The sequence below is a fragment of the Streptomyces sp. NPDC091280 genome, assembly GCF_044768565.1.
Classification (GTDB): domain Bacteria; phylum Actinomycetota; class Actinomycetes; order Streptomycetales; family Streptomycetaceae; genus Streptomyces.
Map to the genome: position 1 here is coordinate 376,300 of NZ_JBIVUZ010000004.1, position 25,677 is coordinate 401,976.

The 25,677-nt window shown below is 72.8% G+C and carries 20 protein-coding genes; 16 read left to right on the forward strand and 4 right to left on the reverse strand.

Annotated features, from left to right (window positions below):
- Positions 1 to 53 precede the first annotated feature (53 nt).
- The 5 genes from ACIQPR_RS14990 to ACIQPR_RS15010 are packed head-to-tail and all read left to right on the forward strand — an operon-like array spanning position 54 to position 10,825.
- Complete coding sequence (locus ACIQPR_RS14990; RefSeq protein WP_403647310.1) at positions 54 to 1,088, forward strand: prenyltransferase/squalene oxidase repeat-containing protein; 1,035 nt, start codon at positions 54 to 56, stop codon at positions 1,086 to 1,088.
- Positions 1,072 to 8,700, forward strand: coding sequence for an SDR family NAD(P)-dependent oxidoreductase (locus tag ACIQPR_RS14995; RefSeq protein WP_403647313.1), 7,629 nt, complete (start codon positions 1,072 to 1,074; stop codon positions 8,698 to 8,700). The genes ACIQPR_RS14990 and ACIQPR_RS14995 overlap by 17 nt, the downstream gene beginning before the upstream one ends.
- A complete protein-coding gene (locus tag ACIQPR_RS15000; RefSeq protein ID WP_403647316.1) occupies positions 8,700 to 9,533 on the forward strand; it encodes an alpha/beta fold hydrolase in 834 nt (277 codons plus the stop codon). The genes ACIQPR_RS14995 and ACIQPR_RS15000 overlap by 1 nt, the downstream gene beginning before the upstream one ends.
- Positions 9,534 to 9,590: 57 nt before the next feature.
- Entirely contained in the window at positions 9,591 to 10,559 is a 969-nt protein-coding gene (locus tag ACIQPR_RS15005; protein ID WP_403647319.1) for a HipA family kinase, read from the forward strand.
- Positions 10,556 to 10,825 carry a SelT/SelW/SelH family protein gene (locus ACIQPR_RS15010; protein WP_403647321.1) on the forward strand — a complete coding sequence of 90 codons (270 nt, stop codon included), beginning with the start codon at positions 10,556 to 10,558 and terminating at the stop codon, positions 10,823 to 10,825. The genes ACIQPR_RS15005 and ACIQPR_RS15010 overlap by 4 nt, the downstream gene beginning before the upstream one ends.
- Positions 10,826 to 10,849: 24 nt before the next feature.
- Here the strand turns inward: ACIQPR_RS15010 and aceB are convergent, their stop codons facing one another.
- Positions 10,850 to 12,472, reverse strand: a complete 1,623-nt coding sequence (gene aceB / locus ACIQPR_RS15015) for a malate synthase A (RefSeq protein WP_403647324.1) — start codon at positions 12,470 to 12,472, stop codon at positions 10,850 to 10,852.
- Positions 12,473 to 12,669: 197 nt separating this feature from the next.
- On the reverse strand, positions 12,670 to 13,269 hold the full coding sequence (locus ACIQPR_RS15020; protein ID WP_403647327.1) for an NTP transferase domain-containing protein: 600 nt from the start codon (positions 13,267 to 13,269) through the stop codon (positions 12,670 to 12,672).
- A gap of 188 nt (positions 13,270 to 13,457) precedes the next feature.
- Between ACIQPR_RS15020 and ACIQPR_RS15025 the strand changes: the two genes are divergently transcribed.
- Complete coding sequence (locus tag ACIQPR_RS15025) at positions 13,458 to 13,778, forward strand: DUF5955 family protein (protein WP_403647330.1); 321 nt, start codon at positions 13,458 to 13,460, stop codon at positions 13,776 to 13,778.
- A gap of 37 nt (positions 13,779 to 13,815) precedes the next feature.
- On the opposite strand, the gene ACIQPR_RS15030 is transcribed toward ACIQPR_RS15025, so the two are convergent.
- The gene (locus ACIQPR_RS15030; protein WP_403647332.1) at positions 13,816 to 14,610 is read right to left on the reverse strand and encodes an IclR family transcriptional regulator; all 795 of its coding nucleotides are present in this window, start codon (positions 14,608 to 14,610) and stop codon (positions 13,816 to 13,818) included.
- Positions 14,611 to 14,884: 274 nt separating this feature from the next.
- Here ACIQPR_RS15030 and allB point away from each other — a divergent pair, with 274 nt between their 5' ends.
- From allB to ACIQPR_RS15080, 10 genes are all read left to right on the forward strand, one after another.
- Positions 14,885 to 16,222: an allantoinase AllB gene (gene allB, locus ACIQPR_RS15035; protein ID WP_403647335.1), complete on the forward strand. Its 1,338-nt coding sequence runs from the start codon at positions 14,885 to 14,887 to the stop codon at positions 16,220 to 16,222.
- A 49-nt stretch (positions 16,223 to 16,271) separates the two neighbouring features.
- Positions 16,272 to 17,402, forward strand: coding sequence for an allantoicase (gene alc / locus ACIQPR_RS15040; RefSeq protein ID WP_403647337.1), 1,131 nt, complete (start codon positions 16,272 to 16,274; stop codon positions 17,400 to 17,402).
- 118 nt (positions 17,403 to 17,520) lie between these two features.
- Positions 17,521 to 18,336 (forward strand): AIM24 family protein, encoded by an 816-nt coding sequence (locus ACIQPR_RS15045; protein WP_403647340.1) that lies wholly within the window; start codon positions 17,521 to 17,523, stop codon positions 18,334 to 18,336.
- Positions 18,337 to 18,425: 89 nt separating this feature from the next.
- Positions 18,426 to 19,052, forward strand: coding sequence for a dihydrofolate reductase family protein (locus ACIQPR_RS15050; RefSeq protein ID WP_403647343.1), 627 nt, complete (start codon positions 18,426 to 18,428; stop codon positions 19,050 to 19,052).
- Between the two features lie 91 nt (positions 19,053 to 19,143).
- On the forward strand, positions 19,144 to 20,049 hold the full coding sequence (locus ACIQPR_RS15055; RefSeq protein ID WP_403647346.1) for a DMT family transporter: 906 nt from the start codon (positions 19,144 to 19,146) through the stop codon (positions 20,047 to 20,049).
- An 87-nt stretch (positions 20,050 to 20,136) separates the two neighbouring features.
- Positions 20,137 to 20,526: a ribonuclease domain-containing protein gene (locus ACIQPR_RS15060; protein WP_403647349.1), complete on the forward strand. Its 390-nt coding sequence runs from the start codon at positions 20,137 to 20,139 to the stop codon at positions 20,524 to 20,526.
- 159 nt (positions 20,527 to 20,685) lie between these two features.
- Entirely contained in the window at positions 20,686 to 21,942 is a 1,257-nt protein-coding gene (locus ACIQPR_RS15065) for a sensor histidine kinase (RefSeq protein ID WP_403647352.1), read from the forward strand.
- 38 nt (positions 21,943 to 21,980) lie between these two features.
- A complete protein-coding gene (locus ACIQPR_RS15070; protein WP_403647355.1) occupies positions 21,981 to 22,667 on the forward strand; it encodes a response regulator in 687 nt (228 codons plus the stop codon).
- Between the two features lie 65 nt (positions 22,668 to 22,732).
- Entirely contained in the window at positions 22,733 to 23,917 is a 1,185-nt protein-coding gene (locus ACIQPR_RS15075; RefSeq protein ID WP_403647358.1) for a cytochrome P450, read from the forward strand.
- Positions 23,918 to 24,028: 111 nt separating this feature from the next.
- Complete coding sequence (locus tag ACIQPR_RS15080; RefSeq protein ID WP_403647929.1) at positions 24,029 to 24,427, forward strand: PaaI family thioesterase; 399 nt, start codon at positions 24,029 to 24,031, stop codon at positions 24,425 to 24,427.
- 128 nt (positions 24,428 to 24,555) lie between these two features.
- On the opposite strand, the gene ACIQPR_RS15085 is transcribed toward ACIQPR_RS15080, so the two are convergent.
- Positions 24,556 to 25,572, reverse strand: a complete 1,017-nt coding sequence (locus ACIQPR_RS15085; protein ID WP_403647361.1) for a Gfo/Idh/MocA family oxidoreductase — start codon at positions 25,570 to 25,572, stop codon at positions 24,556 to 24,558.
- Positions 25,573 to 25,677 lie beyond the last annotated feature (105 nt).

Sequence of the window (25,677 nt, forward strand, 5' to 3'; positions counted from 1 at the left end):
GCCGGCCGGTCATAGGAAGGAGTTCCGTCAAGCGACCGCAGCCAGGGGCACGCATGCTCGCAGAACTCTTCGCCGGACACGGTCTCGACCCGGCACGCACCGCAGGAGAGGCGTTCGGCTACTTCCGCGCCCACCGGCTTCCCGGCGGGGCCGTGCGGGAGGACCCCGCGGAGTTCGCCATGGACAACTGGGACAACGTCCACGTCCTGAAGGCCGTCGCCCTCTGGCGCGACCGGCTCGGGGCCGAACACGCCGCTACGGCAGCGGAGTTGGCCGAGGACGTCCTCGGCTGGCTGCGCACCCGCGAGAACCCCGTCGGCGTGCTCACCTACGGCGGCGCCAACCCCGAGGGCTACTGCCCGGAGACCACCGCCGAGTACGTGATCGCGCTGCTGCGGCTCGGCCGGCCCGACGAGGCCCGGCTCCGCGCCGCCTATCTGCGTTCACGGCAACGGGCGGGCGGCGACTGGGAGGTGGAACACCCCTACCTCCCCGCCGACGCGCGCGCCCTGCCCTCGGTCACCGGCTTCGTGCTCGACGCCCTGGACACCGTGGGCCTGGAACCCTTCGACCTCGACGCCGCGCTGGACCACCTGGCCCGCTCACAGCGGCCCGAAGGGCACTTCGGGTCGCACCGCTGGTACTACGACACCCCGCTGTACTTCCTGCGTCCGGTGACCGCGATCCTCGCCCGCCACGGCTACCACGCGGCCGTCGCCGCCGCCCGCGACCACCTCCTCGGCCGCCAGCAGGCCGACGGAAGCTGGCCACGGGTCGGCGAGGACGGCTCCTCGACCGGGTTCCACACCGCGCTCGCCCTGGAGGCCCTCGCCCACACGGGGACCGGTACCGAGCATCCGGCCGTCCGGCGGGGCGTCGACTGGCTGCTGTCCCGGCGCCGCCCCGACGGCTCGTGGGCCGGCGGACGCTATCCGGACTACCCCGAGATCACCCTCTCCCTGCTGCGGGCGAACGCCGGCGCCGAGTCCTACGGCCGCCCGCCCCAGGACGTCTACGCGACAGCACAGACGCTGTCGACGTTCCATCAGTTCGCCGAACTGGAGGCCCGCCGTGGCACGGCTGTCTGAGCGCCCCTCGACACGGTTTCCCGATCAGCACACCCCGGCCCGGGACGAGCCGTCGCCGTCCGGCGCCACCCGTCTCGCGGTCGTCGGGATCGGCTGCCGCATGCCCGGCGGGATCGACGGACCGCGCTCGCTGTGGGAGCGGGTCGCGGACGGCCTCGACGCCGTCGGCCCGATCCCGCGCGACCGCTGGGACGGCGACCGCTACTACTCGGCGGACTGGCAGCGGCCGGGCCGCATGAACACCCGCCAGGGCGGCTTCCTGGACCGGGTCGACGGCTTCGACGCCGCGTTCTTCGGCATCCCGAGGCGGGTCGCCGAACAGATGGACCCACAGCAGCGGCTGCTGCTGGAGATCGGCTGGGAGGCCCTGGAGGACGCCGGGATCGTCCCCGCCGACCTGGCCGGCACCCGGACCGGGGTCTTCGTCGGCGGATGCAGCCAGGACTACGGCGGCCTGCAAACGGGACTCGGCGAACTGGAGGGCCTGGGCGGGCACTCGGCCACTGGCGCCTATCTGAGCATCCTCTCCAACCGGCTCTCCTACGTCCTGGACCTGCGCGGACCCAGCATGACGATCGACACCGCGTGCTCCTCCTCGCTGGTCGCCGTCCATCTCGCCTGCGAGAGCCTGCGGCGCGGCGAGAGCGACCTCGCGCTGGTCGGAGGCGTCAACCTGATGCTGCACCCGGGCGGCATGGTCGCCCTCAGCCAGGCCTCGATGTTCTCGCCCGACGGCCGCTCTCGCGCGTTCGACGCCACGGCCACCGGTTACGTGCGGGGCGAGGGCGCCGGGATCGTCGTACTCAAGCCGCTGGAGCGGGCGCTGCGCGACCGGGACCGGATCTACGCCGTGGTCGGCGGTACCGCCGTCAACCAGGACGGTCGGACCCAGGGCATCACCGTCCCCAGCGGCGACGCCCAGGAAGCCAACTTCCGCGCCGCCCTCGCCGCCGCGGGCATCGCGCCCGGCGAGGTCGGCTACGTCGAGGCGCACGGCACCGGTACCCCGGTCGGCGACCCCATCGAGGCCAACGCGCTGGGCCGTGTCCTCGCCACCGACCGTGCCCCCGGCCGGGTCGCCTACGTCGGCTCGGTCAAGACCAACATCGGGCATCTGGAGGGCGGTGCGGGGATCGCGGGCCTCATCAAGGCCGCGCTGTCCGTCCACCGCCGCCGCATACTGCCCAACCGGCACTTCGAACTCCCCAACCCCGAGATCGACTTCGCCCGCTGGCAGCTGGCGGTCCCCACCACCGAACGCGACTGGCCGCGGGAGTACGACCGCGCCCTGGCCGGCGTCAACTCCTTCGGCTTCGGCGGCACCAACGCCACCGTCGTCCTGGAACAGGCGCCCGACCTTCCCGCCGAAGCAGGGGCAGAGGCCGAGGCAGCTGCCGAAGTCCGTGTCGGGGGGCGAGCCGCGCTCCCCGCCGGCTCCCTCACCGAAGCCGAAGCCGAAGCCGAGGCCGAAGCCGAGGCCACGCCCGCGCCCGTCGGCCCTCCGGTCCTGCTCACCCTCAGCGCACGCGCCGAGCCGGCGCTCAAGGAACTCGCCGAGCGGTACGCCGACCATCTCACCGCGCATCCCGAGGACTTGGAGAGCGTCGCCGCCAACCTCGCCGTGCGCCGCGGCCACCATTCCGAACGGCTCGCCGTCATCGCCGCCGACGCGGCGCAGGCGGTGGCCCGGCTGCGTGCCTACGCGGAGGGCGCGCCCGAGCGCGGAGTCGTGACCGGTTCCGCGCCGCAGGGCCGCCGCGGCAAGCTGGCGTTCCTGTTCAACGGACAGGGACCCCAGTGGTTCGCGATGGGCCGTGTCCTGCTGCGCGGCAGTCCCGTGTTCGCCGCCAAGATCGCCGAATGCGACGCACTGGCGCGGGAGTTCGTCGACTGGTCGATCCTCGACGCCCTGCTGGCCGACGAGGACACCTCACCGGTCCAGGCCACCTACTGCCTCCAGCCCACGATGTTCGCCGTCCAGGTCGCCCTCGTCGAACTGTGGCGCAGCTGGGGCGTCGAACCCGACGGGGTGGCCGGCCACAGCATGGGCGAGATCGCCGCCGCCCACGTCAGCGGCGCGCTCGATCTCGCCACCGCCCTGCGGGTGATCTGCCTCCGCGCCCGCATCCAGGAGGACGCCGACCCCACCGGCGCCATGATGTTCGTGGCCCTGCCGAAGGCCGAGACGCTCGCGCTGTGCGCACGCCACCCGGACGGGCTGTGGCTCGCCGCCGAGAACAGCCCCCGGGCCGCCACGCTCTCCGGCCGCCGGGACATCCTCGAACCGCTCGCCGCGGAACTCGCCGACCAGGACGTCTTCGCCCGCGTCCTCAAGGTCAACTGCGCGTGCCACAGCGCCGACATGGACCCGCTGGAGGAGCCGCTGCGCGAGCGGCTCGCCGGTGTCACGGGCCGGCCGGCGGACCTGCCGATGTACTCGACCGTCACCGGTGCCGTCATCGACGGCCGGGAACTGGACACCGGCTACTGGTGGCGCAACTTCCGCAGGCCCGTGCTGTTCGCGCCCGCGGTCGAGGCGATGACCGCCGACGGATTCGACACCTTCGTGGAGCTGAGCCCCCATCCGGTACTCGGCAACTCGGTCACCGAGACCGCCCCGGACGCGCTCTGCGCCGGCTCCCTCGTACGCGGCAGGGACGACTGGGAGTCCCTCACCGAGGCACTCGCGACGCTGTACGTCAACGGCGTGGACGTGCGCTGGCGGCGACGCCACCCGGATCCCGTACCCGCCCTCGACCTGCCGACCAACCCCTGGGTCCACGAGTCGTACTGGAACGAGAGCGAGGTCTCCCGCCGGGCCAGGCTCCAGGACCGCCCGCACCCGATGCTGCGCCCGGTCGACGCCACCCGGCCCACCTGGGAGATCGACTGGGAGGACCACCGCCATCGCTGGGTCAAGCAGCACGACGTCTTCGGGTCGGTGATCGTGCCGGGCGCGGTCTACGTGGAGACGGCCCTCGCCGCCGCCCGCGAGGCGACCGGGGAACCCTGCGGACTCGCCTACGTGGAGTTCGAACGGGCCTGCGTCCTGCCCGCCGACGAGCCGCAGCTCAGCCGCCTCGAACTCGACCCCGACGACGGCACGTTCACCGTCCACTCCCGGCCCGTACGCGGCTCCGCGTGGGTCCGCAACGCCTACGGCCGCTACCACCGCGCACCCGGCGGCGAAGCCCTCCCCGAGCCCTTCGACCTCGCGGCGATCCGCACCCGCTGCGGACCGCCGCGAGGCGCCGCCGAGGTGTACGGGCCGCTGCGGGACCGGGGATACGTCTACGGGCCCGCCCTGTGCGGAATCGAGCGGATCCACGTCGGCCGGGGGGAGACGCTCGCCCGGATCACCGCACCGCGCGCGCTCACCAGGGGACAGGACCTGACCGGCTACCTGTTCCACCCGGCGCTGCTGGACGCCTGCTTCCAGAGCCTGCTGATCCCGCCCGCCGACGAGGCCCCCGACGCCGTCCGGCCGCCGAACCCGGTGCCGACGGGCGTGGACCTGGTCCGCGTCCACGGCGAGGTCCGCACCACCCTGTGGTGCCACACCCGGCTGATCAGCGTGCAGGCCGACAGCCTGGTCACCGACGTGTTCGTCCTCGACGACGACGGCCGCCCGGTCGCCGAGTACCGCGGCCTGCGCGCCAAATCGGTCCGGCGGCCCGGCGACACCCCCGCCGACAGTCGCCTCCACCACCTCGTCTGGCGACGCGACCCCGCCGCCGACCTCCCCGGCCGGCCCGCCGCCCTGACCCTGGGCCCGGCCGAACTGCGGCCCGCGCTGGAGCCGCTCGGCGCCGAGGTGGCGAAGCGGCTGCGGAGGGAGGGCTACGCCACGGACTACCAGGTCCGGATCCGGGAACTCTGCGCCGCCTACGCGGGCCGCTGCCTGACCGCCTTCGGCGTCGCGACCCGGCCCGGCGACACCTTCACGGCCGACGACTGCGCGGGGCTGCTCCCCGAGCACCGGCGGGTGTTCGGGGTCTATCTGCGGTTCCTGACGGAGGACGGCTTCCTGACCGAGCACGACGGGGTCCACCGCGTCGTACGCCTGCCCGACCAGGACCCCGACCCGCTCTGGTCGCGGCTGCTGGCGGACCACCCCTCCTGCGTCTGGGAGTTGAGGCTGGTGCGGGCCACCGGCGACCGGCTGCACGAGATCCTGGTCGGCAAGGCCAACCCGCTGGAACTGCTCTTCCCGGCCGGCTCCGCCGAGAACGCCGCCCCGGTCTACGACACCTCGCCCGCCGCCCGCCTCTACAACACGCTCGTCCGTGAGGCCGTACGCCGGCTCGTCGCGACCGCCGACCCGCGCCGCACCCTGCGCGTCCTGGAGGTCGGCGGCGGCAGCGGCGGACTCACCGCGGCCGTGCTGCCGGTGCTGCCGGCCGACCGCTGCTCGTACGTGTTCACCGATGTCTCCCCGTCCCTGGTCCAGGCCGCCCGCGACCGCTTCCGCGACCACGACTTCGTCGAGTACCGCACCCTCGACATCGAGGACGATCCGGCGGCCCAGGAACTCGCGCCGGGCTCCTTCGACCTCGTGCTCGCCTCCGACGTCGTCCACGCCACCGCCGACCTCAGGCTGACCCTCCTGCACCTGCACGACCTGCTCGCCCCCGGCGGACAGCTGGCGCTCGTCGAGGCGGCCCCGGGCAGCCGCTGGCTGGAGCTGACCTTCGGCCTCACCGCCGGCTGGTGGCTCTTCCGCGATCTGCGGCTGCGCCCGGACGGCCCGCTGCTGACCGGCCCGGAGTGGGAACGCGTGCTGGAGTCCGCCGGATTCGAGGACACCGTCGCGCTCGGCGACCCCGCGCACCAGGGCCCCGGATCGCAGACCGTGCTCCTTGCCCGTGCCACGGGGACGGAGCCGGACCAGGACGACCGCGGCACACCGGAACCCGTCGGGAACTGGCTGATCCTCGGTGCTTCCGGCGACGCCGGGGACGCCCTCGCCCAGCGCATCGGGCGGGACGGCGGTCACGCGGTCCAGCGGGCGACACCCCGGCTGCCGGAGGAGATACGGGACCTCGGCGCACTGCTCTCCTCGCTGCGGCACACCGGCGTCGTCCTGCTGTGGGACGGCCCCGCGGACGACGCGGAGCGGGCGGCCCGCGAGCACTCCCTCGCGGTGGCCGGCCTGGTCCGCGCCCTCGAAGACGCCGAGCCGCCCCGGCTGTACCTCGTCACCCGGGGCGCCCACCCGCACCGCGAGCCGGCCCCGCGCCTCGACGGTGCCGCCGCCTGGGGCCTCGGACTGGTCGTCGCTCTGGAACGGCCCGCACTGGGCTGCACGATGATCGACCTCGAAAGCGAACCGGCCCCCGGCGAGGCCGACGCCCTGTGGGCCGAACTCCTGCGCCGGGACAACGAACGCGAGGTCCTGCTGCGGGCCGGGGAACGCTTCGTGCGCCGGCTCGTGACGCTGCCGCCCGAGCGGATCCCCAGGCCCCTGGACTCCGCCCGGCTGCCCGCCGGCGCGGGCTTCGAACTGCGGGTCACGGCGCCCGGCGCGCTCGACGACCTGGAGTACCGGCAGCTGGACCGGGCCGAACCCGGCCCCGGACAGGTCGAGTTGGAGGTGATGGCGGCGGGGCTGAACTTCCTCGACGTGATGACCGCCCTCGGCCAGGTGCCGCCGCTGGAGCACGCCGAGGGATACCGGTTCGGCGCCGAGTGCTCGGGTGTGGTCACCCGCGTGGGGCCCGGAGTGTGCGGACTGCGGCCCGGTGACGCCGTCGTGGCGATGACCAGCACGGGCGGCGCCGTCGCCTCCCACCTCACCGTCGACGCGGACTTCGTGGCCCCCAAGCCGCCGGAACTGAGCTTCGAGGAGGCGGCGACCGTCCCCGTGGTCTTCCTCACCGCGACCTTCGCGCTGTCGCGACTGGCCCGGCTGAGCGCGGGCGAGCGGGTGCTGATCCACTCGGCGGCGGGCGGCACCGGGCTCGCCGCCCTCCAGATCGCCCGGCTCGCCGGCGCGGAGGTGCTGGCCACCGCCGGCAGCCCCGGCAAGCGGGCGCTGCTGCGCGGGCTCGGCGTACGGCATGTGCTGGACTCCCGCTCGCCCGCCTTCGCGGACGAGGTGCTGGCCGCCACCGGCGGCCGGGGCGTGGACGTGGTGCTCGGCGCCGTCACCGGCGAGAGCCTGACCCGCAGCATCGGCTGCCTCGCCCCGTACGGACGCTACGTCGACATCGGCAAGCGCGACCTGATGGCGGACCGCCGCATCGGGCTGCGGCCCTTCCTGCGCAACCTGTCCTACTTCGGCTTCGACCTGCGGCAGTTCATGGCCGACCGGCCGCGGACGGTCCGGGCGGAACTGACGGCCCTGCTGGAGCGGTTCGCCTCCGGCGAGCTGCGCCCGCTGCCCCACCTCGTCCAGCGCCCCTCCCAGACCGAAGCGGCCCTGCGCAGGCTCACCTCGGGCGGCCACCTCGGCAAGGTGGTCCTCGCGATGGACGAGCACGACGTCCCGGTCGTGCCCGCCGCCCGCCATCCGCTCGGCAGTCCGCGCGGCACCTGGCTGATCACCGGCGGGCTCGGCGGTCTGGGCCTGGCCATGGCCGAACACCTCGCCGCCGCCGGAGCCCGGCACCTCGTGCTCGTCGGCCGCTCGGGCATCCCCGACGAACCGGCCCGGGCCCGCGTCGAGGCCCTGCGGGAGCGGGGCGTGACGGTCCTGGCGGAGGCGGTGGACGTCACCTCGCGGGAGGAGCTGGCGGCCCTGCTCGCCCGGACCGGGCGGGAACTGCCCCCGCTGCGCGGTGTCCTGCACAGCGCGATGGTCCTGCGGGACGCGCTCCTCACCGATCTCGACGACGCCGCGCTGCGCGCCGTGCTCGCCCCCAAGGTCCTCGGCGCGCTCCACCTCCACGAGCTGACCGCGCACCTGCCGCTCGACGTCTTCGCCCTCTTCTCCTCCGCCACCTCCATGGTGGGCAACCGGGGCCAGGCCGCCTACGCCGCCGCCAACGCGGTGCTCGACCAGCTCGCCGAGGCCCGCCACGCCGCCGGACTCCCGGCACTCAGCGTCAACTGGGGCGCGCTCTCGGACGTCGGATACGTCGCCCGCAACGAACGGGTGAACCGGCAGGTGGCCCTCACCGGGCTGCGCGGCCTCACCGCCGCCGAGGCGTTCCGGGCGCTGGACCTCCTCGCGGACTGCGGGCACCCCCGGGTCGGCGTGCTGCCGGTGGACTGGCCCGCGTTCTTCCGGCACCGCGGCACCGACGCGGACACCGAGCCCCGCTACACCCAGCCGTACGCGCGCCATGTCGCGGGCGGCACGGCTGCGGGCGGAGCGCAGGGGGAGTCCCTGCGGGCGCGGCTGCGTGCCCGCGACGGGGACGAGCGCCACGACATGCTCACCGGTCACCTCAAGGCCCGGCTGGCCACCTCGCTCGGCGTGCCGCTCGAACGGCTCGACGACTCGACGCCGCTGACCAACTACATCGACTCGCTGCTCGCCGTGGAGATCAGCGTCTGGATCGAACGCGAGACGGGGGTGAAGGCGAGCGTCATGGACCTGATGCGCGGCAAGAGCGCCGCCGACCTCGCGGCCGATCTCCTCGCCCGCCTCGACGAGGAGGAACTCTGATGGGTGCCCAGGACGTGACCTACGAACTCCCGCACACCGCCGTCACCCTGCGCGGCCGGCGTACCGGCAGCCACGACGGCACCCCGATCCTGTGCCTGCACGGCTGGCTGGACAACTGCGCCGGATTCGAGCCGCTCCTCGACGAACTGGCCGATCTGAACCTCGTCGCCGTGGACCTGCCCGGGCACGGGCTCTCCGGCCACCTCCCGTCGGCCGCCCACCAGGTCCTCGACTACGCGGCGTGCGTTCTCGAACTGACCCGGGTCCAGGGCTGGGACCGCTTCCACCTGGTGGGCCACTCGCTGGGCGGCATGGTCGCCACCCTGGTCGCGGGGATCCACCCGGAGCGGACCGCGGGGCTCGTCCTCATCGACGCCGTGGTCCAGCGCAGCGCCGACCCGGCACGACTGCGCGAGAGCACCGCCCGCTACCTCTCCGCCCTCATGGACGGCGCCCGCCCGCACTTCCGCACCCGCTCCCAGGCCGTACGCACCCGCGCCAAGGGCGCCGACTGCCTGCTCGACACGGCCGAACTGCTCAGCGAACGCGACCTGGTGCCGGCGGTCGGCGGCTACACCTGGCGGACCGACCCGAGGCTGCGCTACCCGTTCATCGAGGCGCTCACCGAGGACCAGTTCCGCCACTTCGTCCGGGCGGTCACCGCGCCGACGCTGGTGCTGACCGCCGAACAGTCCCGGGCGGACTCGCCGTTCGACCCCGCGTGGGTCGAGGACACCGCCGGGCTGCGCCAGGTGTCCCTGCCCGGCGGCCACCATCTGCACATCGAGAACCCCGGCCCGGTCGCACGGGAGATCCGGACCTTCCTGACGTGACCGCGCCCCGGTGGTCCTCCTCGTCGGCGATCACCCCTTCGTTACTATGCTCACTCCATGCCGAAGGGCGGAAGCGAGGGGCAGACCGTGGGTGGCGAACGGCCGCAGAGCGCGCTGCGCGAGGTCACGGCGGTCCGCTACGTCGAGCCGCTGCGCTCCGGCGGCTCCGTGCCCGCTGTCGTCGAGGCCGACGACCTCGGCACCTACGTCGTCAAGTTCACCGGCTCCGCGCAGGGCCGCAAGGCGCTGGTCGCCGAGGTGATCGTCGGGGAGCTGGCCCGCGCGCTGGGGCTGCGCTTCCCCGAGCTGGTGCTGGTGCACTTCGATCCGGCGGTCGCCGACGCGGAGCCCCACCAGGAAGTACGGGACCTGCACAGCGCGAGCGCCGGCCTGAACCTCGGCATGGACCACCTGCCGGGCGCCCGGGACTTCACCCCGGAGGTCGCCGCGCGCTGCACGGTCGACCCGCTGGAGGCCGGGAGGATCGTCTGGCTCGACGCGCTGACCGCCAACGTCGACCGCACGGTCCACAGCTCGAACCTGATGATCTGGCCCACGCTCGGCATCGCGCCCCCGCGCCTGTGGCTCATCGACCACGGCGCCGCCCTCGTCTTCCACCACCGCTGGGACGGCGCCGACCCCACGAAGGCCTACGACTTCCGCCACCACGCCCTCGGCCGCTACACGCCCGACACCCGGGCCGCCGACGCGGAACTCGCGCCCCGGGTGACCGAGGAACTGCTGCGCCGGATCGTGGCGGGAGTGCCGGACGCCTGGCTGGCCGACGAACCGGGCCTCGCGACACCCGACCTCGTCCGGGAGGCGTACGTCGACCACCTCCACGCGCGCGTGCGGGCTTCCGCGGCCTGGCTGCCCACCGACTTCCCCAGCGGGGAGGAACTCGCCGCCGAGGAGGCCCGGCGCGCGGCGAGGACACAGCAGGGCCGCCCGAGCTGGCTCAAGCGGGTCCCCGACCTGCACGGCAGGCCGGCGGCCGAACAGGATTGGTCGGTACACCTCGGATGACCCAACGAGTCGAGATCGAGTACTGCACCCAGTGCCGTTGGCTGCCGCGCGCGGCCTGGCTGGCACAGGAGCTGTTGACCACCTTCGAGACCGAGTTGACGGAACTGTCGCTGAAGCCCGGCACCGGCGGGGTCTTCATCGTCCGCGTCGACGACGAGGTCGTGTGGGACCGCCGCGAGCAGGGCTTCCCGGAGCCCACGGCCGTCAAGCAGCTCGTCCGCGACCGGGTGGCCCCGGGCAGGTCCCTGGGCCACTCGGACAAGTGAGCTTCCTCCCGCGGCTGTTGAGCCTCAGCCCTTGAGCTGCTCGTACGCCGGCAGGGTCAGGAAGTCCGCGTAGTCGGCGTCGAGCGCGACCTCCAGGAGCAGGTCGTGGGCCTGCTGCCAGTGGCCCGCGGCGAAGGCGTCCGCACCGATCTCGGCACGGATGTTCGCCAGTTCCTCGGCGGCGATCCGGCGCGCCAGCTCGGGAGTCGCCCGCTCGCCGTTCTCGAACTCGACGTCCGCGTTGATCCACTGCCAGATCTGCGAGCGCGAGATCTCCGCGGTGGCCGCGTCCTCCATCAGGTTGAAGATGGCGACCGCGCCGAGCCCGCGCAGCCACGCCTCGATGTAACGGATGCCCACCTGAACGGCGTTGACGAGCCCGGGATACGTCGGCCGGGCGTGCAGCGAGTCCACGGCGATCAGGTCGGCGGCCTTGACGTCGACGTCCTCGCGCAGCCGGTCCTTCTGGTTCGGCTTCTCGCCGAGCACGGCGTCGAAGGAGGCCAGGGCGATCGGCACCAGGTCCGGGTGGGCCACCCACGACCCGTCGAAACCGTCGCCCGCCTCGCGGTCCTTGTCCGCCTTGACCTTCTCGAAGGCGACCTTGTTGACCTCCTCGTCCCGGCGGGACGGGATGAACGCGGCCATGCCGCCGATCGCGTGCGCCCCGCGCTTGTGGCAGGTGCGGACGAGCAGTTCGGTGTACGCCCGCATGAACGGGGCCGTCATCGTGACCGCGTTGCGGTCCGGGAGGACGAACCGGGGCCCGCCGTCACGGAAGTTCTTCACGATGGAGAACAGGTAGTCCCAGCGTCCCGCGTTCAACCCCGAGGCGTGGTCGCGGAGTTCGTAGAGGATCTCCTCCATCTCGTACGCGGCGGTGATCGTCTCGATCAGCACGGTCGCGCGGACCGTGCCCTGCGGGATGCCGACGTAGTCCTGCGCGAAGACGAACACGTCGTTCCACAGCCGGGCTTCGAGGTGCGACTCGGTCTTCGGGAGGTAGAAGTAGGGGCCCTTGCCCAGGTCCAGCAGCCGCCGCGCGTTGTGGAAGAAGTACAGCCCGAAGTCCACGAAGGCGCCCGGGACCTGCTCGCCGTCCACCAGCAGGTGCCGCTCGTTCAGGTGCCAGCCGCGCGGTCGCATGACGACGGTCGCCAGCTCGTCGTCGGCCTTCAGGGCGTACGACTTACCGGAGTTGGGGTCGGTGAAGTCGATCGCGCGGGTGTAGGCGTCGATCAGGTTGAGCTGGCCCGTGACGACGTTCTCCCACGTCGGCGCCGAGGCGTCCTCGAAGTCCGCGAGCCAGATCTTCGCGCCGGAGTTGAGGGCGTTGATCGTCATCTTGCGGTCGGTGGGGCCGGTGATCTCGACCCGCCGGTCGTTCAGCGCGGCGGGGGAGGGGGCCACCCTCCAGGAGTCGTCCGCGCGGATCGCGGCGGTCTCCGGCAGGAAGTCGAGCGTGGAGGTACGGGCGATCTCCGCGCGGCGCTCGGCCCGGCGGGCGAGGAGTCCGGCCCGGCGCGGGGTGAACCGGCGGTGCAGCTCGGCCACGAAGGCGAGGGCCTCGGCGCTGAGGACCTCCTCCTGCCGGGGCAGCGGTTCGGCGTCGACGACGACCGGCGAGGACGGCGCTGGTGCGGACATGAACGGTCACTTCCTTCACGAGCGTGGCACCGGGTGCCAGATGACCCGGGTAGGGCGGGGAGCACCCGAGGGGCCGCCGGGCGCTTCTGAACAGTGGATACTAGTTTCCTCATCGTGGAAGTTCAATGGACGTCCGGTGGTTTGTCGACGTCGAGATTCTCCGTATCGAGCCAAAGTGGCGCTCAGTGTCACCCCGCTCACTCAAGGTGGACGAGATCCGCCTCGGTGTCGATGTCGTACGGCTCGGCCGCGTCCCCGCACTCGACGAGCACGACCGCGTCCGCGTGCGCCTTGAGATAGGCCCGCGCCCCCCGGTCCCCGGTCGCGCTCCCGGCGATCCCGGCCCAGTGCGCGGCCCCGAACAGCACCGGATGCCCGCGTACCCCGTCGTAGGCGGCCGAGACGAGCGAGTCCTCGCCCGTGTACCCGGCCAGCACGCGCGCCACCGCCTCCGCGCCGATCCCGGGCTGGTCGACGAGCGACACGAGCACCGCCCGCGCCCCCGTACCGGCCAGCGAGTCGAGCCCGGCGCGCAGCGAGGACCCCATCCCCCGCTCCCACTCCGCGTTCTCCACGACCACGCACCCGCCCAGCTCCGCCCGCTCCCGTACGGCGTCGGCGCGCGCCCCCAGCACCACGTGGACCCGGTCGAGGCCGGCCGCGCGCAGCACCCCGACCGCGTGCTCCACCAGGGGCCGCCCCCGGTGTTCCAGCAGCGCCTTGGGCCGCCCGCCGAGCCGCCGGCCGCCCCCGGCGGCGAGCAGCAGCCCGGCGACCCGGTCTTCGTTTCGCGTCATACGTCCTGCATACCTGACCGGACGGCGACGGCACGGAATCCTCCGACTTAATTTCGGTCCGCGGAGTGGCGCGGCCCGCATCGGGTGGCGTTTACTGGCCCGCGTCCCTCGGTGCCCGACCAGTGTCGCGGGGTGCGCGGCGGGATCACAAAGTTCTTGCGCACGAAGGCGTGCGAGGGGGGAGAGCTGTGTTGCGGAGCTTGGGACAGAGGCCAGTGACCGGCAGCGACGAGGACCCGAGGGTGACGGAACTGCGGACCGCGGTGTCCCGGTTGCGCCGCGAACTCGCCGCGCATCCGGCCGAGTTCCCCGACCGGGTCATCGCCGAGGACGAACTCGCCGCGCTGGCCGCGATGACCATCGACGGCATCCCCGAAATCCCGCGCCTGCGCCGCTCGTTGCTCCTGATCGCCGGCGCGATCGGCTCGGTCAGCGCCCTCGCGCGGGGCCTGACGGACGTACGCAACGCCGTGGACCTGTTCGGCCGGCCGCGCGGCGGCCAGGGCTAGGCCCGAAGACCGGAGCCAGGCCCGTGCGGCGCGCTGCTCACGCGGGGTTCTGGCTGGCCAGTGCCTGTGACAGTTCGCCGGCCACCTGCTGGAGCACCGGCACGATCTTCCCGGTGGCCGACTCGGTGACCCGGCCCGCCGGGCCCGAGATCGAAATGGCGGCCGCGGTGGGGGAGTCGGGCACGGAGACCGCGAGGCAGCGCACGCCGATCTCCTGCTCGTTGTCGTCGATCGCGTAGCCGAGGCGGCGCACGTCCTCCAGGGCCGCGAGGAAACCCTCGGGCGTGGTGATCGTCTTCTCGGTCGCGGCCGGCATGCCGGTACGGGCGAGCAGCGCGCGCACCTCGTGGTCGGGGGTGTTGGCGAGCAGCGCCTTGCCGACGCCCGTGGAGTGCGGCAGGACGCGCCGGCCGACCTCGGTGAACATGCGCATCGAGTGCTTGGACGGCACCTGCGCCACGTACACGATCTCGTCGCCGTCGAGCAGCGCCATGTTCGCCGTCTCGCCGGTCTCCTCGACCAGCCGGGCCAGATAGGGGCGGGCCCAGGTGCCCAGCAGCCGGGACGCGGACTCGCCGAGCCGGATCAGGCGCGGGCCGAGGGCGTACCGCCGGTTGGCCTGCTGGCGGACGTAACCGCAGACCACCAGCGTGCGCATCAGCCGGTGGATGGTGGGCAGCGGCAGTCCGCTGCTCGCGGAGAGCTCGCTCAGACCGACCTCGCCGCCCGCGTCGGCCATCCGCTCCAGCAGGTCGAAGGCGCGCTCAAGGGACTGGACCCCACCCGTGGCGGACTTGGTGGAGTCGGTGCTGCTGGCGCTGGACGGCGGCACGGCGCGTTCCTTTCGGCGCGGGCGGGAAGGGCTGAAGCCTACCCGGGGGTCGGTTGACTCCCCGCCTGTGCGTAGCTACGTTCTGCTTGTCGGAAGTGTAATTCCGCTTTGTGGAAACATACAGAGTGCGCGCGGCGGGCGCGTCGTGGAGAAGTGTGCCCTTGACGGTACGGGGGCGGGAGTGAAGACTCCTTCAACAGAACGTTGAATTCCGTTACGTGGACGTAAATCCCGTTTCCCGGAAGCAACAACGGCGGCAGAGAGAGGGGTCCGGGTGTCCGACGCTGAACTGGTGGTGCGCTCCAGGCGGGTCATCACCCCCGAGGGGACGCGCGCCGCGACGGTCGCCGTCACCGGCGGGAAGATCACGGCCGTCCTCCCCTACGACACCGAAGTCCCGTCCGGGGCACGGTTCGAGGACTTCGGCGACGACGTCCTGCTGCCCGGACTGGTCGACACCCATGTGCATGTGAACGACCCCGGCCGCACCCACTGGGAGGGCTTCTGGACCGCCACCCGCGCGGCGGCGGCCGGCGGCATCACCACCCTGATCGACATGCCGCTCAACTCCCTCCCGCCCACGACCACCGTCGACCACCTCCGCACCAAGCAGGAGGTCGCCGCGACCAAGGCCCACATCGACGTCGGCTTCTGGGGCGGCGCCCTCCCCGACAACGTCAAGGACCTGCGCCCGCTGCACGACGCCGGAGTCTTCGGCTTCAAGGCGTTCCTGTCGCCGTCCGGCGTCGACGAGTTCCCGCACCTCGACCAGGACCAACTGGCCCGCTCCCTCGCGGAGATCGCCGGGTTCGGCGGCCTGCTCATCGTGCACGCCGAGGACCCGCACCACCTCGAAACGGCCCCGCAGCACGGCGGCCCCAAGTACGCCGACTTCCTCGCCAGCCGTCCCCGCGACGCCGAGGACACGGCCATCGCGGGACTGATCGCCGCCGCCCGACGCCTCGACGCACGGGTGCACGTCCTGCACCTGTCCTCCTCCGACGCGCTGCCGCTGATCGCCGCCGCCAAGGCCGACGGCGTCCGGATCACGGTGGAGACCTGCCCCCACTACCTCACCCTCACGGCCGAGGAAGTCCCGGACGGGGCCAGCGAGTTCAAGTGCTGCCCGCCCATCCGCGAGTCCGCCAACCAGGACCTGCTGTGGCAGGCGCTGGCCGACGGCACCATCGACTGCGTGGTGACCGACCACTCGCCCTCCACCGCCGACCTGAAGACCGCCGACTTCGCCACCGCGTGGGGCGGCATCTCCGGCCTCCAGCTGAGCCTCGCCGCGGTGTGGACCCAGGCGCGCGCACGCGGCCACGACCTAGCCGACGTGGTCCGCTGGATGTCGACAAGGACCGCGCGGCTGGCGGGACTTGAGCACAAGGGCGCCATCGAGGCGGGCCGCGACGCCGACTTCGCGGTCCTCGCGCCCGACGAGACGTTCACCGTGGACCCGGCCGCCCTCCAGCACCGCAACCGCGTCACGGCGTACGCCGGGAAGACCCTCAGCGGTGTCGTGAAGTCGACCTGGCTGCGCGGCGAACGCATCGTGCTGGACGGCGAGTTCACCGAACCGAAGGGCCAACTCCTCACCCGTACAGCCTGATTCACCCACCCGCACCCGCACAGTGGCCGACTCCCGAAAGGCACATTCAGTGACGGCGCAGCACGCATCTTCTCCGGCTCGCTTCACCGGCGACGCGAACCCCTACGGAGGCGGCGACCCGTACGCGGACTACCGCACGGCCGACTTCCCCTTCACCCGGTACGCCAACCTCGCCGACCGGCAGCTCGGCGCCGGGGTCATCGCCGCCAACGACGAGTTCTTCGCCGAGCGCGAGAACCTCCTGGTGCCCGGACCCGCCGAGTTCGACCCCGAGCACTTCGGCCACAAGGGCAAGATCATGGACGGCTGGGAGACCCGCCGCCGGCGCGGCACCTCGGCCGCGCACCCCTGGCCCACGGCCGAGGACCACGACTGGGCCCTGGTCCGGCTCGGCGCGCCCGGCGTGATCCGGGGCATCGTCGTCGACACGGCCCACTTCCGCGGCAACTACCCGCAGGCGGTGTCGGTCGAGGGCACCTCGCTGCCCGGCTCCCCGTCCCCCGAGGAACTCCTCTGCGACGACGTGAAGTGGACGACCCTGGTCCCGCGCACACCGGTCGGCGGCCACGCGGCGAACGGCTTCGCCGTCTCGGTCGAGCAGCGCTTCACCCACCTCCGCGTCAACCAGCACCCCGACGGCGGCATCGCCCGCCTGCGGGTGCACGGCGAGGTCGTACCGGACCCCGACTGGCTGCGGGCCCTGGGCACCTTCGACGTGGTCGCCCTGGAGAACGGCGGCCGGGCCGAGGACGCCTCCAACCTCTTCTACTCGCCCGCGAGCAACACCATCCAGCCCGGCCGCTCCCGCAAGATGGACGACGGCTGGGAGACCCGCCGCCGCCGCGACCAGGGCAACGACTGGATCCGCTACGCCCTGGCCGCCCGCTCCGAGATCCGCGCCGTCGAGATCGACACGGCGTACCTGAAGGGCAACAGCGCGGGCTGGGCCTCGGTGTCGGTACGCGACGGCGAGACCGGCGACTGGCACGAGATCCTCCCGCGCACCCGCCTCCAGCCCGACACGAACCACCGCTTCGTGCTGCCCGCCCCGGCGATCGGGACGCACGCGCGCGTGGACATCTATCCCGACGGCGGGATCTCGCGGCTGCGGCTGTTCGGTTCGCTGACGGAGGAGGGCGTGTCGGCACTGGCGGCGCGCCACCAGGAACTGGGCGGCTGAACCAGGAGCGCCGGACGGGGGTTCCCGGCCCGTCCGGCGTCCGAGGACGGGGGCGCCCGCGCCCCGGGACCCACCGCGCTCCCGGAACCGAACCCGCCCTCCCGCGCGTTCTCCCCTCGTGACCCTTCAGCAGGAAATCGTCGGCAACGCCATGCAGATGGCGGTCGTCAACCTGAACCCCGGCCAGACCGTGTACTGCGAGGCCGGCAAGTTCCTCTTCAAGACGACGAACGTGACCATGGAGACCCGTCTGAGCGGCCCGCCCGGCGCCGGACAGCAGCAGGGCGGCGCCGGCTCCGGCGGCATGGGCGGCATGCTCCGGCAGGCCATGGGGACGGCCATGCAGGTCGGCCAGCGCGCGCTCGCGGGCGAGTCGCTGGCGTTCCAGTACTTCACCGCCCAGGGCGGCGAGGGCACCGTCGGCTTCGCGGGCGTCCTCCCCGGAGAGATGCGCGCCCTGGAACTGGACGGCACGCGCGCGTGGTTCGCCGAGAAGGACGCCTTCGTGGCCGCCGAGTCCAGCGTGCGGTTCGGCATCGCCTTCCAGGGCGGCCGGACCGGCATGAGCGGCGGCGAGGGCTTCATCCTGGAGAAGTTCACCGGGCACGGCACGGTGATCATCGCCGGCGCGGGCAACTTCATCGACCTGAACCCGGCCGACTTCGGCGGGCGCATCGAGGTCGACACCGGCTGCATCGTCGCCTTCGAGGAGGGCGTCCAGTACGGCGTCCAGCGCATCGGCGGCCTCAACCGCCAGGGCCTGATGAACGCCGTCTTCGGCGGCGAGGGCCTCTCCCTGGCCACCCTGGAGGGCAACGGCCGTGTCATCCTCCAGTCCCTCACCATCGAGAGCCTCGCCAACGCCCTGAAGAAGGCCCAGGGCGGCGACAAGCAGGGCCCGACCGGCGGCATGTTCTCGACGCACGCCGGGTGAGGTGCCGTAGCGGAGACCGATGAGTTGCGGGGGCGGCCGGGGTCTGAGCTGATGACACCGAACCCCGCAGCAGGAAGCAGGCGACCGACATGGGCAAGCTCGTCTCCACCATCTTCGTCACCCTCGACGGCGTCTACCAGGCCCCCGGCGGCCCCGAGGAGGACACCCGGGGCGGCTTCGAGCACGGCGGCTGGAGCTTCGTGTACGGCGACGACGACTTCGGCCGCTTCGTGGTCGACGTCTTCGACCGCTCCGCCGCCTATCTGCTCGGCCGCCGCACGTACGACATCTTCGCCTCGTACTGGCCGAACATGACCGACCCCGCGGACCCGATCGCGTCGAAGCTGAACGCGCTGCCGAAGTACGTCGCCTCGGCCACCCTCACCGACCCCTCCTGGGCCGGTACCACCGTCCTCGGCGGCGATCTCGCCAAGGAGGTCACCGCCCTCAAGGAGCGCACCGAGGGCGAGGTCCAGGTGCACGGCAGCGGCGCCCTGGTCCGGTCCCTGCTCGAACTCGACCTGCTCGACACCGTCCACCTGGTGACCTTCCCGGTCGTGCTCGGCACCGGCCTGCGCCTGTTCCCCGAGGGCACCACCCCCAGGGCCTTCCGCCGCACGGGCGGGACGATCACCGGCACCGGCGTCTCCATCCAGACGTACGACCTGGCCGGACGCCCCACCTACGGCTCGTACGCCGACCCGGAAACCGCCTAGTCAACCGGGGTCCGCGCCGGTACGGTGATCGTTCCGTGTGGCAGCCGCCGATGTCTCCACCCCTTCGCCGGAGACCGGGAGAGCCGCCCCCATGTCCTCGATCGCCGTACCGCGCGCCGCCGCGCCCCGCCGCACCTGGCACACCGACCTGCCCGTCCTGCTGGTCGCCGTGGTCTGGGGCGCCAGCTATCTCGCCGCCAAGGACATCACCACCGCCCGCACGGTCCTCGCCGTCCTGGTCCTGCGCTTCGCCCTCGTCCTGCCCGTCCTGGCGGTCGTGGGCCACCGCGCGCTGCGCGCCCTGACGCCCGCCCAGTGGCGCGGCGCGGCCCTGCTCGGGCTGATCCTCGCCGGGATCTTCCTCCTGGAGACCTACGGCGTCGTGCACACCTCGGCGACGAACGCGGGCCTCATCATCAGCCTCACCATGATCTTCACCCCGCTCGCCGAGGCCGCGGTGACCCGCACCCGGCCCTCCCGCGCCTTCCTCGGCGCCGCCGCCCTCTCCGTGCTCGGCGTGCTGCTGCTGACCCAGGGCGCCGGCTTCAGCCGCCCCTCCCTGGGCGACCTCCTGATGCTGCTCGCGGCCCTGGCCCGCACCCTGCACGTACTGGCCATGTCCCGGCTGACGTCCGTCCGGGGCGCCGACGCCCTCCCCCTGACCACCGTCCAACTCGGCGCCGCCGTCGCGGTGTTCGCCCTGCTGTCGGCCGGGACGGGCCCCACGCCGTGGGCGACGGCGGCGGACTTCGGGGCGGGGGAGTGGGCCGGGCTGCTGTTCCTGTCCCTGTTCTGCACCCTGTTCGCGTTCTTCGTCCAGATGTGGGCCGTACGCCGGACCTCCCCCTCCCGGGTCGGCCTGCTGCTCGGCACCGAACCCCTGTGGGCCGCCGCGGCCGGTGTCGCACTGGGCGGCGAACGGCTCGGCGCGTTCGGGCTGGCGGGCGGCCTGCTGGTGTTGGTGGGGACCGGGTGGGGGCGCCGGGCCGCGCGTTAACTCCCGGAAAACTCATCGGACTTGACGGGAGAAATCTTCGGAGTTGTCATTGACATGCCACTATCTACGCGCGTCATCATGGGGGGCATGAGATTCCCCCCACGCGCAACCCGCATCGGCGCCGCGGCCGCCGTCCTGTCCGCCCTCCTCGTGGGCGGCACCGTCGCCACCGCGAGCCCGGCCGCCGCCGCGGTCGGCAGCATCTGCTACAGCGCCCTGCCCGACCAGGCGTACGACACGCTCGACCTGATCGCGACGAACGGCCCCTTCCCCTACTCGCAGGACGGCACCGTCTTCCGCAACCAGGAAGGCGTCCTGCCCAGCCAGGCGTCCGGCTACTACCACGAGTACACGGTCAAGACGCCGGGCTCCTCCACGCGCGGCGCACGCCGGATCATCACCGGCAAGAAGACCCAGGAGGACTACTACACCGCCGACCACTACGTCACGTTCAAGCTGATCAACTTCGGCTGCTGAGCCGACGCCAGGCCGTACCACGGCTCACCCCTCGCCCCGCGGCTCCCCCCACGTCCAAGGGTCGCGGGGCGAGGCATGTCCGCCGAAAGTCTGCGTTCCCGCGACTTTGGTCGCCGATCCCCGTCGAGGCGGGCCGACCGGGCCCGCCCCTGCGTAGATTTGTCGACCGTGACCGATGACAGGACCGCGCAGGCACCGCCCGCGTTCGCGGGGCGCCGCTGGCTGCTGCCGTCCGCCGTGGCAGACGGACTCGACCCCGACGCCGTAGGGCCCGGACGCTCCCGCCGTACCGCACGCGACTGGGTCGTCGACACCTCCTGCTTCCTGCTCGCCGTGATCATCGGGCTGATCGCCGCGCAGAGCCTCAGGAACGACTCCGCCACCCCGCACCCCCTCGCCGTCGTGGACCAGCTGTTCGGCGTCCTGGCCTGCTGCGCGGTGTGGTTGCGCCGTCGTTGGCCGGTCGGACTGGCCGTCGCGATGATCCCCGTCGGCTTCCTGTCGAACACGGCCGGCGGCGCCGCCATGGTCGCCGTGTTCACCCTCGCCGTGCACCGCCCCTTCCGCTACGTCGCCTGGATCGGCGGCATCCAGCTCGCCCTGGCCCCGGTCTTCTTCTGGCTCCGCCCGGACCCCGACCTGCCCTACGCCGGAGCGGTCGCCTTCACCGAGCTGTTCACCCTCACCGTCATCGGCTGGGGCATGTTCGTCCGCTCCAAGCGGCAGCTCATGCTCAGCCTGCGCGACCGCGCCCGGCGCGCCGAGACGGAGGCGGAGCTGCGTGCCGAACAGGCCCAGCGGCTCGCCCGGGAGGCCATCGCCCGCGAGATGCACGACGTGCTCGCGCACCGGCTGACCCTGCTGAGCGTGCACGCGGGCGCGCTGGAGTTCCGGCCGGACGCGCCCCAGGAGGAGGTCGCGCGGGCGGCCGGAGTCATCCGGGAGAGCGCCCACGAGGCGCTCCAGGACCTGCGGGAGATCATCGGCGTCCTGCGCGCGGGCGAGCCCGACGACACGGGCCGCCCGCAGCCCACGCTCGGCGCCCTGGACGCCCTGGTCACCGAGTCCCGCGAGGCCGGCATGAAGGTCACCCTCGTCAACCGGGTCACCGACCCCGCGGCGGTGCCCTCCTCCGTGGGCCGCACCGCCTACCGCATCGCCCAGGAGGGCCTCACCAACGCCCGCAAACACGCCCCCGGCACCGAGGTCACGGTGACCGTCGACGGGACTCCGGGCGAGGGCCTGGAGGTCGCCGTCGACAACCCGCCCCCGGAGGGCGCGGTCCCGCACGTCCCCGGCTCGGGCCAGGGCCTGATCGGCCTGACCGAGCGGGCGACACTGGCCGGCGGCCGGCTCGAACACGGCCGTCGCGAGGACGGCGGATTCCGGGTACGGGCCTGGCTGCCCTGGGGGTGACCCGGCTCCCGCGCGCGGGAGCGTGGTTACGTAGCCCCATGACTGCGATCAGACTGCTCCTCGTCGACGACGACCCGCTGGTGCGGGCCGGACTGTCCTTCATGATGGGCGGCGCCGCCGACATCGAGATCGTCGGTGAGGCGGCCGACGGCGGCGAGGTCGAGGAACTCGTCGACCGCGTCCACCCGGACGTCGTCCTGATGGACATCCGGATGCCCTCGGTCGACGGACTGACCGCCACCGAGCGGCTGCGCGCCCGCGGCGACGCGCCCCAGATCGTCGTCCTCACCACCTTCCACGCCGACGAACAGGTGCTACGGGCCCTCCGCGCGGGCGCCGCCGGCTTCGTCCTCAAGGACACCCCGCCCGCCGAGATCCTCGACGCGGTGCGCCGGGTCGCGGCCGGCGACCCCGTCCTGTCGCCCGCAGTCACCCGGCAACTGATGGAGCACGCGGCCGGCACGAGCGCGGGCACCGACAACCGTCGCGCACGCGCGCGTGCCCGCCTCGCCACCCTGGGGGAGCGCGAACGCGAGGTCGCCGTCGCCGTCGGCCGGGGCCTCGCCAACGCCGAGATCGCCACCGGCCTCTTCATGAGCGTCGCCACCGTCAAGACCCACGTCTCCCGCATCCTGGCCAAGCTCGACCTCAACAACCGTGTGCAGATCGCCCTGTTGGCCTACGACGCGGGCCTGCTCGAAGATGACGGCGACGGCGGGCACTAGTAGCCGGCGCCGATCGTTCCCACTGCACTGGAAGATCTCGGGGGATCGTCCGGAGGGGGCAGGCAGTGACCGGGGCCATCGATCTGGGGGAGTTCGGCGCGGAGTTCCGGCGGAACCCGCATGCGGTGTACGCGATGCTGCGCGAGCGCGGCCCGGTGCACCTCGTGCGCCTGCCGGAGTCGGACCAGCACCATGTGACCTGGCTGATCGTGGGGCACGAGGAGGCCCGCGCGGCGCTCGCCGACCCCCGGCTCGCCAAGGACGGCAGCAGGATCGGGGTGACGTTCCTCGACGAGGAGCTGATCGGCAAGTACCTGCTGGCCGCCGACCCGCCGGACCACACCCGCCTGCGCGGGCTCGTCACCCGCTCCTTCACCATGCGCCGCGTCGAGGAACTGCGCCCGCGCGTCCAGCAGATCACCGACGAACTCCTCGACGCCATGCTGCCGCTCGGCCGCGCCGACCTCGTCGAGTCGCTCTCCTACCCGCTGCCCATCACCGTGATCTGCGAACTGCTCGGCGTACCCGACATGGACCGCGCGGAGTTCCGCAAGCTGTCCACGGAGGCGGTCGCGCCCACCAGTCCGGGCAGTGAGTACGACGCGTTCGTACGACTCGCCGAGTATCTGGGGGAGTTGATCGAGGCCAAGCGCCGCGCCGGCCCCGGCGGGGACCTCCTCGGCGACCTGATCCGCACCACCGCCGAGGACGGCGACCGGCTCTCCCCGCGGGAACTGCGGGGCATGGCCTTCGTCCTGCTCGTCGCCGGTCACGAGACGACCGTCAACCTCCTCACCAGCGGTATCCACGCCCTGCTCGCCCACCCCGACCAACTCGCCGCCCTGCGCGCCGACATGACCCTTCTGGACGGTGCCGTCGAGGAGATGCTGCGCTACGAGGGACCGGTGGAGAACGCCACGTTCCGCTTCGCCGCCGAGCGCCTGGAGATCGCCGGTACCACCGTGGAGAAGGGCGATCCCGTCATGGTCGGCCTGACCGCCGCCGACCGCGACGGGGACCGCTTTCCCGCCCCGGACCGCTTCGACATCCGCCGCGACACCCGCGGCCACCTCGCCTTCGGCCACGGCATCCACTACTGCCTGGGCGCCCCGCTGGCCCGCCTCGAAGCCCGTACGGCGATCCGCACGCTGCTGGAGCGCGCCCCGGGTCTCGCCCTGGACGGTCCGCCCGGCGACTGGCTCCCGGGCATGCTGATGCGCGGGATGCGCGCCCTGCCGGTGCGCTGGTAGAACGGCCGCACCGGACCGCCGTAGCAGCCGTGGTGGGGTCGGACCGGAAGTCGTCGTGGATGCCCTGGGAGGCCTGTTCTCGTGACCGCGCTCGTGGAGTTCGACCTGGACATGGCCCGGAAGGCGCTGGCGAGCCAGCCCTTCAGCAGGCTGATCGGCGCGCGGCTGAGTGCCTTCGGGGACGGCGGCGCCACGCTGGAGATCGACATCAGGGAGGACCTCCACCAGCAGCACGGCTTCGTGCACGGCGGAGTCCTCGCCTATGCCGCCGACAACGCGCTCACCTTCGCCGGCGGCTCCGTCCTCGGCCCCGCGGTCCTCACCGGAGGCCTCAGCATCCAGTACGTCCGCCCGGCCACCGGCTCCACGCTGCGCGCCCGCGCCGAGGTCGTGCAGTCCGGCCGCCGCCAGGCCGTGGTCCGCTGCGACGTCCTCACGATCGCCGACGACGGCACGGAGTCGCTGTGCGCGGTCGCCCAGGGGACGGTGCTGGCCGTCCGCACGTCCTGAAGGGAGCGGCGGACGCTCGGGAAGGGACCGGCTCGCCCTGCGCGCCTCGGTGGACTTCCGGTGGGCGCGAGTCCGTGATCGGCACGGATGTGACGGCCCCGGCGACACGGCCCCGGCGATACGGCCGCTCAGGTGAGGGCGTACCCGCCCGCGATCTCGCCCAGCCGGACTTGTCTTCGCTCGCGCCGCGACAGTTCGCACGCCTCGGCGATCCGCAGGGCCTGGAGGGCCTCGCGGCCGTCGCACGGGTTGGTCCGCTGTCCGACCACGACCTCCACGAAGGCGATCAGTTCGGCCTCGTAGGCGGGCCCGAAGCGCTCCAGGAAGCCGGTCCACGGCTTGGTCGCGGCCGGCGGTCCGGACGGTTCGGTGGACGCGATCGGGGTGCGGTCGTCCAGGCCGACCACGATCTGGTCCAGTTCCCCGGCCAGCTCCATCCGGACGTCGTAGCCCGCCCCGTTCAGCCGGGTGGCCGTCACCGTGGCCAGCGTCCCGTCGTCCAGCGTGAGGACGGCCGCGGCCGTGTCGATGTCACCGGCCTCGCGGAACATCGCGGGCCCGGCGTCCGAACCGGCCGCGAACACGTCGACCACCTCGCGCCCGGTCACCCAGCGCAGCATGTCGAAGTCGTGGATCAGGGTGTCCCGGTACAGCCCGCCGGAGATCGGCAGATAGGCCGCCGGGGGCGGGGTCTGGTCGGAGGTCATCGCCCGGACCGTGTGCAGCCGTCCCAGCCGCCCCGAACGCACCGCCTCGCGCGCCCCCGTGTACCCCTTGTCGAACCGGCGCTGGAACCCCATCTGAAGGATCGTTCCCGCCGTCTCGACCTCGGCTATCGCCTGTAGGGAACCGGGCAGATCCAGCGCGATGGGCTTCTCGCAGAACACCGGGAGCCCGGAGCGTGCCGCCCGGCCGATCAGTTCGGCGTGCGCCGATGTCGCCGTAGTGATCACCACGGCGTCCACGCCCCACTTGAAGATCTCCTCCGTGCTCGGTGCCGCCGTCTCCCCCAGCCGGTTCGCCAGCTCCTGGGCCCGCGTGGGGTCCACGTCCGTGAGGATCAGCGAACCGACCTCACGATGACGGCTGAGTGTCCTGGCATGGATGGTCCCGATGCGGCCCGTACCGATGACTCCGATGCGCATGGGAACAACCTGAGGGCCGACCAGGCACGCTGTCAATGCGTATGTCCGGACAATCGAACTACATCACTTCCCGTCAACCATTCACAGAGCTACGCTCGCCCCGTG